Origin of the sequence: Cyclobacterium jeungdonense, from assembly GCF_010994275.1 — a bacterium.
GTDB lineage: Bacteria > Bacteroidota > Bacteroidia > Cytophagales > Cyclobacteriaceae > Cyclobacterium > Cyclobacterium jeungdonense.
In genome coordinates, this window is the sequence record NZ_WMCD01000003.1 from 301,417 (window position 1) to 314,757 (window position 13,341).

The window sequence follows — 13,341 nt, forward strand, 5'->3', positions numbered from 1 at the left end:
ACCATGAAAATTAAATCGGCAATTATTGGATGTTTGTCCTTCCTCGTGGTTGGACTGGCTCAGGCGCAGGATAACTGGAATTGGCCATCTGATCAAGAGATGGAATCAAAAGCCAGGGAATACAATGCTGCCTATAATGATTACATGAAATCAGGAGAGTTTCTGAAAGCAAAAGGACCATTGAACTGGTTACTTAATAATGCTCCTGATCTGAATGAGGCACTTTATATAAACGGTGTCAAAGTGTATGAAGGTGCGGCGGAGCAGGCAACTGACGAGGCTGAAATCAGCACCTATCAGGATTCAGTTTTGACCATGTATGATCTGAGAAAAGAGCTTTATGACAATGAACCGCAATGGATTGCTAACAAAGCTTATTATGCCTACAAGTATTATAAGGGAAATAAGGATAAAGTAGACATCGCTGTTAAACTGTTTGAGCGTACTATTGAAATTCATGGTAAGCTGGAGCCATCTTCCTTGAACGCGGCGTATTTTGATGCCATTTATCGAAATTTTGCCTTCAATAAGGCCTATACCCCGGAAGAGGTGATAAACAAATATGAGTTTATCATGGCTAAGCTGGAGGAAGATGAAGCTGCCGGTGACAACGTGGCCACATCTAAGGCAACGTTGGATCAGTTACTTGCTGCGATGGAAATCATCAACTGCGAATTCATTGAAAACAACATGGGGCCAAAATTGGCTGCAGATCCAACCAATCTTAAGCTGGCCAAGCAGATCTTCCAATATTCTATTAAAGAAAAATGTACCAGTAGTGATATATTCTTGCTGGCGCTTGAGACGATTGATAATGATAGTCCCACTTTCAGTACTTCTCAGGTAAGAGGCATGCGGTACATGCAAAATTCAGAGTATGCAAAGGCTGGTGAATTGTTTGAAAAAGCATTGACCCTGGCAGAGACAGATGAACAAAAAGCCGAAATCCATTGGGACATGGCAAAAGTACATGCCAATTTGGGTAGAAAAAGTCAGGCCAGGTCATCTGCATTGAAAGCTGCCGAGTTAAACCCAGAAAGAGAATCTGACGCCCATTCATTCATTGGTGGTTTGATTATGTCTTCTTCCAATGATTGTAGAAGAGGTGAGAGCCGTGTGAAAGATTATTCCATCTTCATCGCCGCTTACAATGCGTACGCCAGAGCAGGTGACAGTCAGGGTATGGCCCAGGCGAAAGCTAGATTCCCTTCCAAAGAGGAGCTCTTTACGGAAGGTTTTCAGGTAGGGGATACCGTTAATACCGGCTGTTGGGTAGGTCAATCGGTAGCATTGGCTACAAGGGACTGATGAACCAATCACTCAGCACTTTAAAAGAAAGTTAATTCCCTAATCGGAACGAAATTAAAAGGCGGTATAACTACCGCCTTTTTTAGGTTTAGTCCCCGCTAACTATTAAATATTTACCTTGGGCACAAAACCTTTGGTTCATACAAGCGTCGTAGGATACAGGAATGCATTGCAAAGAAAAGATGTGTATTCCTCTTAAAATTGTGTGTACCTTTGCATTTGGCTATATGGTAAGAATTAAGTGCAAGACTACATCGTTAATAGGCAGAAATGACCAAATTCTTAGTGTAATGGGTGCAATCAGATTTCTTTGCACGTGGATGGGGGCGGTGTTGCTCTTAGGGTCGTTGTTTTCCTGTAGGGAGGATTTGGATAAAAGTCAACTAAAAAATTACGAAGGCCCTTACCGGATCAGCCATAACATAGAATTGCTCCATAGTGACTCTGCCCTCGTAAGGACTAAGCTAATGGCTGCGAAGCAGCTAGAGTACCTGAATCAGGATACAGAGTTTCCGGAGGGAATCGTCATCCATTTTTTTGACAAGGAGGGGACACTGAGCACAACTATTCGTGCGGACAGGGGATACTACGATCGAAAAAACAACCTGTATAGGGGAGAGGGAGATGTTCAGGTAGAAAATCTTCAAAAAGAGCAAAAGTTGTCATCTGAGGAATTGTTTTGGGATCCTGGTAAGGAAAAGATTTATACAGAAAAGTTTGTGACGGTGGAAGAACCCGATCGAATCATTAAAGGTACCGGGATGGAAGCAGATGAAGGCTTCAATGAGTATACCTTCAACAAAGTAACGGGGGTAATAAATAATGCGCTTTAAAACTGAAAAATGAAATTCACGAGTACCATAATTTTGTCCTTAGCTGCAGCCATGGTGGTGATAGGTTCCCACCTCACCATGAAGGCAGGAATCATGGCTTCCTATCCGTTTTTTATGTTTGCCGTGTTGCTCTTGTTCTGGCACATGTATCGAAGGAATCAATCGGAGGAGGAGAATAAGAATCAACAAAAAGGAGGAAAACGAAAAAATAGAAAATCCAATGGATGATCAGTATTTAATCCTCGTACTGGTAAGCCTGGTTTTTTCTGCCTTGTTTTCGGGGATGGAGATTGCATTTGTTTCTGCCAATCGCCTGCACATTGAGCTGCAGAGCAAACAAGGCAAAATTTCCGGTAAAATCTTAGCTACGTTTATTCAGAATCCTGGACAATTCATAGGCACTACTCTGATGGGCAATACTATCAGTTTGGTGCTTTATGGAATTTTCATGGCCTATCTTTTAGGGCCTCCCTTGGGATATGTATTGCCAGAGGCGTTGAATACGCAGGCTGGGGTGATGATTGTGCAAACCATCGTGTCTACCATCGTGGTGCTGATCACAGCGGAGTTTATTCCTAAAAGTATTTTTATTTTAAATCCCAACAGTCTGTTGACGGTTTTTTCTTTTCCTTTTGCAATTATATACTACCTGTTATACCCGGTAGTATGGGTAGTGGTGGGCCTATCCAAAATAGTCATTACAAAGGTGCTGAAATTGGAATATAATGAAGATAGGCCTGCCTTTACCATCACGGACCTGAACAGTTTTATACAAAATTACCTGGATCCAAAAGGGGAAGATGTTGATATTGATGCCAAGATTTTTGACAATGCGGTAGATTTCAAAAAAGTAAAGGTAAGAGAGTGCATGGTGCCCCGAACGGACATAGTAGCGGTGGAAGCAACAGACCCGATTGGAGAATTAAAACAAGTTTTTGTTGAAAGCGGACATTCTAAAATCATCATTTATAAAGAAACAATCGATGATGTAATCGGATACTGTCATCATCTGGAGCTCTTTAAGAAACCGAAGGCGATCGAAGATATTTTGACACCCATCATTATCGTTCCAGAATCTGCCCTGGCGAATGAATTACTGGTTCAGTTTATCAAGGATAGAAAAAGCCTTGCTCTGGTTGTGGATGAATTTGGAGGCACCAGTGGGATTGTGAGCATGGAAGACATCATCGAGGAAATCTTTGGAGAAATTGAAGATGAGTATGATAGTGATGATTTGATCGAACAAAAAGTTTCCGATGACGAATACCTACTGAGCGCCAGACATGAGATTGACTACATTAATGAAAAATACGAGTGGAATTTGCCGGAAGGAGAATTCGAGACTCTGGCCGGATTTATTTTGTCCCTGACGGAAAGTATTCCTCAAAAAGGGGAGTCGGTAAGTTTCGGGCCTTTTACTTTTACAGTGGTATCCAAACAGGATCACCGAATAGATACAATCAAAATAAAAATAGAATAAAACCCGTGTAGCAGAAATACTTGATTTATAGATGGGGTAATATTTTGAATTTACCTTTAGATGTAATTATTTTGCGACACTGCAAAAAACAGGAGAATGGCATTAATAAAACAAATTAGACAAAGAACAGGACTTGCGATCGGTGTGATTGCTGTAGGACTGATTTTCTTTTTGGTGGGAGGAGATATTCTGGGCCCCAATTCAATGATAATGGGATCCAGTCGGACCACCGTGGGAGAAATTGCCGGTGAAGACATCTCTTATGATGAATATGTTCAGAAAATTGAACAAACCAAAATGAGGTTTCAACAAAATACAGGTAGAAACCCGAATGAAAACGAATTAACAAGTATACGGGAACAAGCTTGGCAGGCATTGATTGTCGAAAAGATTTTTTCCGAACAGTACGAAGAATTGGGATTGGTGATATCCGATGAAGAACTCGTGGATATGGTCCAGGGAAAAAATATCATTGGCGAACTTAGAAGGCAACTTACCAATCCTCAAACCGGTGAATTTGACCGGGAGCAATTGATCACCTTCCTGCAGTCTCTGCAGAATGCAGACCCTCAGCAGCAAATGTTCTGGGCGCAGCAGGAGCAATTGTTTGCCGATTCCCGATTACGGATCAAGTATGACAATATACTTGCGACATCTGAATACGCTACTACGGCGGAAGCCGAACTTCAGCATAAAATGGCGAATACCATTGCCGATGTAAGGTATATTCAGATTCCTTATTATGCAGTTTCTGACTCTCTGGTCCAGGTTACGGATTCGGAAATCAGGTCTTATATCAATAATAATCAGGAAAAATTTCAAGTGGAAGAAAGCAGGGGATTGCAGTACGTACGGTTCCCGCTTCATCCCAGCGAGGAGGATTCGGCAGCTACGCTGGAGCAGATTAATGGCTTAGTTGCAGAACTCAAGGAAACTACCAATGATTCCGCGTTCGTTGTAAGAAATTCCGAGGCTCTAAATCCCTTCAGAACCATTAATCCGGGTGATCCTCTTCCGGTGAGTTTTGCCAATAACGTTGACCAACCCAAAGAAGGAGTGGTTTATGGTCCTTTCTTAAGTAATAATTCGAGTTACGTTGCCTATAAAATAAGTGAGCAATTTGATGGCGATCCCCGTATGAGAGCAAGTCACATATTGCTAAGTACAGAGGGACTGGAAGGAGAGGCAAAAGAGCAGGTAAGAGCCAGGGCTCAGGAAATATTGGAAGAAGTGAACGAAACCGGAAACTTTGAGGTCGCTGCTGCGCAATACGGGCAGGACGCTACGTCCCAACGAGGGGGTGATTTAGGTTGGTTTTTTCGGGACGATTTTGTTACCGAATTTGCAGATGCTGTATTTGCTGCCAACTCCGTAGGAGTCATCAACGAGCTGGTGGAAACTGAATATGGGTTCCATATCATCAAGGTGACTGAATTGCCTCAGACCTTAACCCGAAAACTGGCTGTGTTAGAGCGGGAATTAATCGCAAGTGATATCACCAGAAACAATATATTCAGGAATGCAGATTATTTTGCTGCCAACTCTACCAACGCCAACACCTTTGAGGCAAACGCCGAAAAGGAAAATTACCAGGTAATGGAAGCCAATGGTGTAGGAGCTACTGCCCGTTCGTTGAATAACATGGGTGGAGCAAGGGAAATTATCCGATGGGCATTTAATGACGCGTCCGTTGGTACCGTTTCTCAGGTTTTTGAATTAGATGATGCTTACGTGGTGGCGTTACTTACAAACAAAACCGAAGAAGGAAATGGAAGCATCAATAATCCCGTAATAAAGGCCCAGGCTACACAGGAATTGAGGAATGAGAAAAAAGCAGCCTATATAAAAGAGAAAATTGCTGATCTGGAAACGCTGGAAGCAATAAAGGAAGTTTTCCCGGACGCATCTATTGGCTCAACAGCTGACCTCCGTATGAATGCGAGTGTGTTGCCGGGTGTAGGTTTTGCTCCCAAAGCAGTGGGCGCTATTTTCGGACTTCAGAATTCCGGAGAAATGACAGATCCGATTCAGGAAGACATTGGAGTGATAGTAGCACAACTGAATAGCATCATTCCTGCCTCTGAGATAGGGGATTATACCCGTTATCAAAATGAAATTACAGATAATGCTTCCCAAAGAACGGCATATATGATCATGATGGCCATGGAAGAATTGGCAGAAGTAAAAGATTATCGGTATAAGTTCTTTTAACAGGCTTTTAAAACCCTATTTAAATCCCATTCCCTGAAAGGAATGGGATTTTTTGCGTTTCAGGGATTTAATTTCCCCAAAAAATGGTTGATAGGGTATATGAGTAGTAAATTCAATGCTATTTCCTTTAAGGAAAAACTGGAAAATCAAACCAGTTTCCCAGCCTTATATATGTTTAAATTTATTGTCCCGAGTGGAAAGGAGGGAGAAGTGGCAGCCCTACTACCCGGTAATGAGATGACATTGAAAGTTTCATCAAAGGGCAAATACACTAGCGCCACCATCAAGGCAATGATGCCTGACAGTCAATCGATCCTAGATGTATATGTAAAGGCAGCGGAGATTGAAGGAGTAATCGCACTATAAAAATTAACAATATGTGGAAAGAAGAAAATAATAAATTGATTCAAACTTTTGAGTTTAAGGATTTTCAGGAGGCATTTGCATTCATGACAAGAGTGGCCTTTCTGGCAGAGGCGCAGCAGCACCATCCCAATTGGAGCAATGTGTACAACAAGGTTCAAATAGAGTTGACAACACATGACAAGGGCAACACGATCACTGAAAAAGATAGAAAATTGGCCAAAGCCATAGATGGAATTAACTAATGGAGGAAAGCACTTCCATTAGTTTGTATTTAGTACCTACGCCTATTGGAAACCTGAAGGACATCACCCTGAGGGCATTGGAAACCTTGCAAGAGGTAGATGTTATTTTAGCGGAAGACACCCGAACATCCGGGAAACTGCTGAAACATTATGCCGTAAAACGTCCTTTGGAAAGTTATCATATTCATAACGAACACCAGAGCATTTCCCGGCTTTTGCACAGAATGGGAGAAGGAACAGTTTTTGCACTGATTACAGATGCAGGCACGCCTGGAATTTCTGATCCGGGGTTTTTATTGGTACGGGAGGCGCTGGCAGCTAATTTTGAAGTTTGTAGCCTGCCGGGAGCCACAGCAATCATCCCTGCGCTGGTCAATTCGGGATTGCCGAATGACCGTTTTCTGTTTGAAGGGTTTCTTCCTCACAAGAAGGGTAGAAAGACAAGGATAGAGGCGCTAAAAGAAGAAACCCGTACGATGGTTTTCTTCGAATCGCCCTACCGCTTGCTGAAAACCCTGCAACAATTTTCGGATGCATTTGGACCTGAGAGACAGGCTTGTGTCAGCAGGGAATTGACCAAGATGCATGAGGAAAATGTCAGAGGGAGCCTGCAGGAGATCTTAACATATTATACTGAAAACACACTCAAAGGCGAAATAGTGATCACATTGTCCGGAAAACAATGAAAAGTATTGAATTGGAGCGTATTACGCAGCAAGTAGCCAGCCTTGCCCGGCATGCAGGTGCTTTTATCAGGGAAGAAGGGAGAAATTTTAGCCTTGAAAAAGTTGAACAGAAAGGATTCAATGATCTGGTCTCTTACGTGGATAAAGGAGCGGAGGAAATTATAGTCAAAGGTTTGTCTGAAATTTTGCCTCAGGCAGGTTTCATTACGGAAGAAGGGACAAAATTGGATACGAGCCGGGAACTGACATGGATAGTTGACCCATTGGATGGAACCACTAATTTCGTGCATGGTATACCGGTGTTTGCCGTGTCTATTGCACTTGCCAAAGATACCGAGATCCTCTCTGGAGTGGTGTACGAGATTAATTTGGATGAATGCTTTGCTGCTTACAAGGGGGCACCTGCTACCTGCAACGGGGTACCCATTCGGGTAAGCGAGACTGATCAGCTTGCAAATAGTTTGGTGGCAACTGGTTTTCCTTATAATGACGGTGGGAAAACTGCCAGGTACCTGGACTTGCTTTCCTATTTCCTAAGGAACACGCACGGGCTTAGAAGGCTTGGTTCAGCTGCTGTAGATCTGTGTTACGTAGCCTGTGGGAGAGTGGAAGGCTATCTCGAGTATAATTTGCAGTCCTACGATATTGCGGCAGGTACGTTGATTGTGAAGCAAGCAGGCGGTGAGATAAGTGATTTCAATGGTGGAGATAATTATCTCTTTGGAGGTCAGATTTTGGCCAGTAATGCGAAGATACACGAAGACCTGATCCTGGCGATTGAGTCTCATTTTGAACTATAGGAAGAAATAATTGACCTATTAAATTTGTGATTAACTACAAAAAACATAATTCAAAAAAAATAATTCCGTCTGTGAAAAAATAATTTGTATTTTCGGTATAATTGATTAGCTTTCAATTATTTAAAGTATCATTCTTTTTGACAACCAAATCACCCAACCCTTGATCTAATCAAGGCCTATAAACAAACAGTTGTCAAATTAGTTTCACTGACATAATAATATAGATAAAATGAATATAGGAATTTTAGGAGGTACCAACCTGGCGACCAACTTGGGAAATAAGTTCATCGCGAGAGGAATGGATGTGGTATTTGGCGTCCGTGAAGGATTCAGTACCCGCAAAGTGGAGTGGAAAATTCTTAAAATGCAGAACCATTATGTGTTGAATTACGCAGATGCTATTTCAGCCTCAGATATCGTTATTATCTGCTGTGAAAACGAGTTTTTGCCAGTGGTTTGCGATTACCTAAAGGAATATGGGTCTCCTGATAAATTGTATATTGATAGCACCAATGGTGTCCATGATGAAACGTTGGACTGCAATACAACATTTATTCGAAAGGAAACCGGGCATCAAAAGATATTTAAAGCATTCAACAATCTAGGGCTGGATTATCCCAAATCCGATCCGTTGGAGTTAATAAAGGAAACTTACTTTTGTGGAGACAGTACACAGGATAGGGTTTTATTGAAAAAGTTAATTGAGCTAATTGGGTTTAAAGCCATCGATGCAGGTTTAATCAAAAACGCTTGTTTATTGGAGGCGGTTTACCATCTGAGTAAAGAGATCTCTATGGCCAAGTCAGGAGACTGTCATTTTAGGCTAATGTCTGTCTAACCTTCCAGGCAGTTGAATTGAAATTTTTTATCAAGGTTGTGTCATTTTTATTGCAACCGTTAATCGGTATTGTTTTTGCAGCCGTAATACCTAGCTGTTATTTGCGAGATTTCGTATACATAGACAGTATAATTATATTCTAATTTTTAAGACTGGTAATACCATGAAAAAATTCCTATTTGTCGGCTTTGCTTTATTTGCCTTTGTGCTTTTGCTTTTGGCAGCAGTTCCGTTTTTCTTCAAAGACAAGATTTTTGATCTGTTAGACAAGGAACTTGCCAAATCGGTGAATGCCCAGGTTTATTACGATCGGGAGGAAATAGGCCTGAGCGTATTCCGCAGTTTCCCACAATTGTCAGCTACCATGGGCGATTTTGGAGTCAAGGGAAACCCCCCTTTTCAACAGGATACCCTGATCCATGTGGGATACATGCAGGTAGATATTGATATCTGGTCGGTTTTATTCGATGATAATCCCAGCTTAAAAGGAGTTCATTTGGAAGATGGGCAGATCTATGTAAAAGTTTTGGAAGATGGTCAGGCCAATTACGATATCGCAAAAGCGGTGGAGGAGGAAGTGCTTCCATCTGCAGCGGACTCTTCATCTTTTCAGTTGGGTATAGATTATATCGAGGTGGATAACCTGGACTTGATTTACGATGATCGTTCCCTGGATTACTTGATGGTGCTTTCCGATATGAAATTGGAAGGCAGTGGCGATCTGACCCTAGATGTATATGACCTGATGGTAAGTGGAGATGCTCAGGTGGTGAACGTTACCTACGAAGGTGTGGAGTACCTTTCTGATAAGTTCCTTACCCTGGATTCAAAGGTAAATGTGGATCTGGAAAAAATGCGTTTTTCTGCGGAAGATGCCTTTCTAAAATTAAATGAATTTGGCTTTGAGATAGATGGCTATCTGGCAATGCCAGAAGAAGATATAGAAATGGATTTGGTTTTTTCTGGCGAAAATAATGATTTTAAAAGTGTGTTATCTCTGGTTCCTGGTATTTATTCTGATTCCTTTGATAACCTGACGACGTCTGGAGAAATGGATTTTGCAGGCAGCGTCAATGGGGTGTACAGTGAGACCAGTTTTCCAGGATTTCAATTTGCGCTTTTGGTAGATGATGGAATGTTTCAATTCCCGGACTTGCCAAGACCGGTTCAACATGTTAACCTGGACTTGAAAGTGATAAATACCAGTGGAGATTTCGATTTAACAACCATTGATTTATCTCAATTTTCTCTTGAATTTGGAAATCAACCCGTTTTGGGTCGCTTCTACCTAAAAGACCTGGTGAGTTATGAAATGGATGCCGGACTGAAGGGGAATATCCACCTTTTAGAGTTGACCTCTATTTTTCCCATGGAGGGACTTGAACTCAAAGGGAAGCTTTCTTTGGATATGAATGCAAAGGGTAGATACGATAGTGCTGCCCAGATCATCCCTAGTATCAATGCTCAGATCGGGCTAGAAGATGGATTTATAAAAACCAGTGAATATCCTGCACCCATAGAACAGATCAATTTCCGTGCGGAAGCATCGAATTCCACTGGTCGTATGCGTGATATGAATGTGGATGTGCCTTCTTTTGGTTTTAAATTAGAGGACGAGGCTGTCACCGGAAGTGTGAAGGTATCAGATCTGGAAGATTTAAATTACGATTTTTCCTTGCATGGAGCAATGGATTTGGCCAAAATGGCTTCGGTACTACCTTTGGAAAACACCCTGCTCGAAGGTCGGATCCAGGCGGATATCGATACAAAGGGAAGTTACGACGCCATTAAAAATAACCGCTTTGCACAACTGGAAACCAGCGGAGAAATGCAGATCAATAATTTTTATTATGCTGATGAAGACTATCCCCAGGGGGTGCGGATACACGAAGCCCTTAGCAATTTCACCCCTCAATCCATCAACTTAACTAAATTTGACGCCCGATTGGGCGAAAGCCCTGTACAGGCAAGTGGTTCTCTTTCGGATTACATGGCCTACCTTTTCGGAGAGGAAACGGAAAGTTTGAAAGGAAACCTTGATGTATATTCCAGTAATTTCAACGTTAACGAATGGATGACAGCCTCGGATAGTCCCGATGAGGACACTACTTCTTTGGAAGTGGTTGCTTTGCCTGAGGATATTGACTTTACCATGAGTGTACAGGCAGATCGGATCATTTACGATAACCTGTCCCTTGCGGATGCCAGTGGTGTGGTACGTCTAAAGGATGGGGTGCTGAATCTGGAGGGGTTTAAGACCAATACATTAGGAGGTTCCCTTGGTTTTGACGGCACCTACAACGCCAAAGATCTTGCTCACCCGACGTTTGACATGAAGTTGGATATTTCAGGATTGGGTATTCAGGAGGCTTTTCAGTCATTTGTTACTGTTAAAGCTTTCGCTCCAGTAGCCCAGCATGTCATTGGAAACTTTTCGACAACATTTTCTTTTTCCGGATTGCTGGGACAAGATATGATGCCGGTTTTGTCGAGCCTGGATGGAAAAGGGCTCATTAAGGTAACAGAAACAGCCGTTAGGGACAGTCCGTTAATACAGGGTATTGCTAAGCTAACAAAGCTAAACGATGCAGCTTCCCTTCGGTTAAAACCATTGAATATCGGAGCTGAAATTGTCGATGGCATGTTAAACGTAGCCCCTTTTGAATTGCAATTATGGGATTATCCTACCAAAATACAGGGGAGCACCGGGTTTGATGGCAGGATAAATTACCTGGTTTCCGTAGATGTACCGGCAAGTAAATTTGGGTCTCAGGTAAATAGCCTGGTGGCCGGCCTTGCCGGGACAGATCTTTCGGAGACAACAATACCGTTGGCGATTACTGTTGGCGGTACTTATGGGAGTCCCAATATTTCCCTGGCTACTTCGGAGAGTCTGGACAGTTATGTTGCGAATGCACTTAAAAGTCGCTTATCTGGTGAAAAAGAAAATGCTCAGGAAAAAATTGCTGCAGATTTCAAGGCAAGGGAAGATAGCCTGAAACAAGAGGTCAGACAAAAAGCTGAAGTAGCCCGAGACAGTGTGGAAAAAGAAGCGACAAAATTAGTCGAAGAAACCAAAGAAAAAGCAGTGGATGAGGTAAAAAACCTTTTAAGGGGATTTACAAATAGGAAAAAGCCTACGGAAGAGGCAAAGCCGGATCCAGAATAAAATCATCGGATTAACTCCAGCAGGTAATACCAACCCGTTAACGTAAAAAATGATAAGGGGATTCCGATACCTACCAAAAGCGAAGCAAGCTTTGGTCGTAAGTTATAGTTGGTCGCGATGATAGAAGAGGTAATCATGGGGGCCATTGCGGCCTCCATCACACTTACTTTAAAGATCAGGTTTTGTTCCGGGCCTGTACCTAGTATCCAGTGATACACCAAAAAGATAACGAATGGGATCAAAAGCAACTTATGGATTAATCCAATCCAAAGAAAATTGTCTTTAATGTCCTTGACTTTTATTTTGATCTGTAATCCCACAGCGATCAGGGCAATGGGGGTGAGGGTTCCAGCAAAACTTTCCAGTATATCCTGAACGACACCCCGGATTTCAACCTGAAAAACATTTAGCAATAAGGACAAAATAAAAAAAAGGAAAGGGGGGAAAAGCACCATCCTTTTAGAAATATCCCTTTTTCGCATTTTTTCCGCCCCATAGAGGGAGGCCACAATGATGGCCAAACTGCTAACCACCAGAAAAGATCCTGGCTGATCCACCAATACGGCAATTTTTAGGCCTTCTGCCCCGTATATGGCCTCAATGATCGGATAGCCCACGAATCCCGTATTGGACAGTCCCCCACAAATAATCAGACAACCAATGGTGTTTTTCTTCCATCCTAGTTTTTTACCGACGTACCCAAACAACATCCAACTTAGAGAAAATACAATCCAGGCCACAGAAATGGGCAATAATAAAGAAGGGTTTAAATCAAGTTTGGAAATATACAATAGCGATACTGCAGGCAAAACCACGTAAATAAGGTAAGCATTGAGCGCTTTTGGTGCCTCGACCGGAAATTCTTTTATTCTTTGCAGCAACACGCCGACAAGAATGGAGGTAATGACAAGCAGAATATTTGACATGGGATTAACTTGGAGGCAAAGCTACGGAATTTATGATCGTGTAGAGAAGCTGAACCCGACTAAAGATACCCAAAATGAGCGCGTTTCTGAGAGAAGTATTCTTTTAATTGGGGGTACAGTTTGCTTTCTGCCATGGGAATCCCGGAGAGCGTTTGGTTAATACTTCCTATTTCCGTTTTTGGATCAACCTCCAGGGATTCTACTAAAAAGATGAGCTCCTGCAGGGGGAGGGGGGCCTTACTCACCGCTGGTTTGAAAGTGTATTCATTGCCGTAAAAATCGACAATTTCAAAAAAAATTTCGCCGTCCAGTGCGGTAGCAAATATGCAGATTTCCTCACCCCATTGGCTTTCGGGATAGGTGAGCTTGGCGAGCAGTGAACTTGCTCCAGTCCCGTTGAAGTACGTTTCAGGTCTGTAATCAAAATCCATCGGCGGCAAATATAAGCGATTAAAATACCATTTGGAAATTAGAAGAAGATC

Annotated in this window: 13 protein-coding genes; 11 read left to right on the forward strand and 2 right to left on the reverse strand. The window is 42.3% G+C overall.

Translation table 11 applies throughout. From position 1 onward, the window contains the following. Window positions 1–3 precede the first annotated feature (3 nt). The 11 genes from GKS34_RS08785 (at window position 4) to GKS34_RS08835 (ending at window position 11,933) form a co-directional block, all read left to right on the forward strand. Window positions 4–1,308, forward strand: a complete 1,305-nt coding sequence (locus GKS34_RS08785; RefSeq protein WP_163384429.1) for a hypothetical protein — start codon at window positions 4–6, stop codon at window positions 1,306–1,308. 290 nt (window positions 1,309–1,598) lie between these two features. Next, window positions 1,599–2,141, forward strand: a complete 543-nt coding sequence (gene lptC / locus GKS34_RS08790) for an LPS export ABC transporter periplasmic protein LptC (RefSeq protein WP_240459247.1) — start codon at window positions 1,599–1,601, stop codon at window positions 2,139–2,141. A 9-nt stretch (window positions 2,142–2,150) separates the two neighbouring features. Beyond that, a complete protein-coding gene (locus GKS34_RS08795) occupies window positions 2,151–2,369 on the forward strand; it encodes a hypothetical protein (RefSeq protein WP_163384430.1) in 219 nt (72 codons plus the stop codon). Then, window positions 2,362–3,621 carry a hemolysin family protein gene (locus GKS34_RS08800; RefSeq protein ID WP_163384431.1) on the forward strand — a complete coding sequence of 420 codons (1,260 nt, stop codon included), beginning with the start codon at window positions 2,362–2,364 and terminating at the stop codon, window positions 3,619–3,621. Before GKS34_RS08795 ends, GKS34_RS08800 begins: the two co-directional genes overlap by 8 nt. 96 nt (window positions 3,622–3,717) lie before the next feature. Further along, on the forward strand, window positions 3,718–5,832 hold the full coding sequence (locus tag GKS34_RS08805) for a peptidylprolyl isomerase (RefSeq protein ID WP_163384432.1): 2,115 nt from the start codon (window positions 3,718–3,720) through the stop codon (window positions 5,830–5,832). A 99-nt stretch (window positions 5,833–5,931) separates the two neighbouring features. Continuing rightward, entirely contained in the window at window positions 5,932–6,198 is a 267-nt protein-coding gene (locus GKS34_RS08810) for a DUF493 family protein (RefSeq protein ID WP_163384433.1), read from the forward strand. A gap of 11 nt (window positions 6,199–6,209) precedes the next feature. Next, on the forward strand, window positions 6,210–6,440 hold the full coding sequence (locus tag GKS34_RS08815) for a 4a-hydroxytetrahydrobiopterin dehydratase (RefSeq protein WP_163384434.1): 231 nt from the start codon (window positions 6,210–6,212) through the stop codon (window positions 6,438–6,440). Then, window positions 6,440–7,126 carry a 16S rRNA (cytidine(1402)-2'-O)-methyltransferase gene (gene rsmI, locus GKS34_RS08820; protein WP_163384435.1) on the forward strand — a complete coding sequence of 229 codons (687 nt, stop codon included), beginning with the start codon at window positions 6,440–6,442 and terminating at the stop codon, window positions 7,124–7,126. Before GKS34_RS08815 ends, rsmI begins: the two co-directional genes overlap by 1 nt. Then, on the forward strand, window positions 7,123–7,926 hold the full coding sequence (locus GKS34_RS08825) for an inositol monophosphatase family protein (RefSeq protein ID WP_163384436.1): 804 nt from the start codon (window positions 7,123–7,125) through the stop codon (window positions 7,924–7,926). Before rsmI ends, GKS34_RS08825 begins: the two co-directional genes overlap by 4 nt. A 229-nt stretch (window positions 7,927–8,155) precedes the next feature. After that, a complete protein-coding gene (locus tag GKS34_RS08830; RefSeq protein ID WP_163384437.1) occupies window positions 8,156–8,764 on the forward strand; it encodes an NADPH-dependent F420 reductase in 609 nt (202 codons plus the stop codon). A 163-nt stretch (window positions 8,765–8,927) separates the two neighbouring features. Next, a complete protein-coding gene (locus GKS34_RS08835; protein WP_163384438.1) occupies window positions 8,928–11,933 on the forward strand; it encodes an AsmA-like C-terminal region-containing protein in 3,006 nt (1,001 codons plus the stop codon). A gap of 2 nt (window positions 11,934–11,935) precedes the next feature. On the opposite strand, the gene GKS34_RS08840 is transcribed toward GKS34_RS08835, so the two are convergent. Together GKS34_RS08840 and GKS34_RS08845 are read right to left on the reverse strand one after the other, a co-directional pair. Further along, on the reverse strand, window positions 11,936–12,859 hold the full coding sequence (locus tag GKS34_RS08840) for an AEC family transporter (RefSeq protein ID WP_163384439.1): 924 nt from the start codon (window positions 12,857–12,859) through the stop codon (window positions 11,936–11,938). Between the two features lie 59 nt (window positions 12,860–12,918). Further along, window positions 12,919–13,290, reverse strand: coding sequence for a UDP-glucuronosyltransferase (locus GKS34_RS08845; protein WP_163384440.1), 372 nt, complete (start codon window positions 13,288–13,290; stop codon window positions 12,919–12,921). Between the last annotated feature and the right edge of the window lie 51 nt (window positions 13,291–13,341).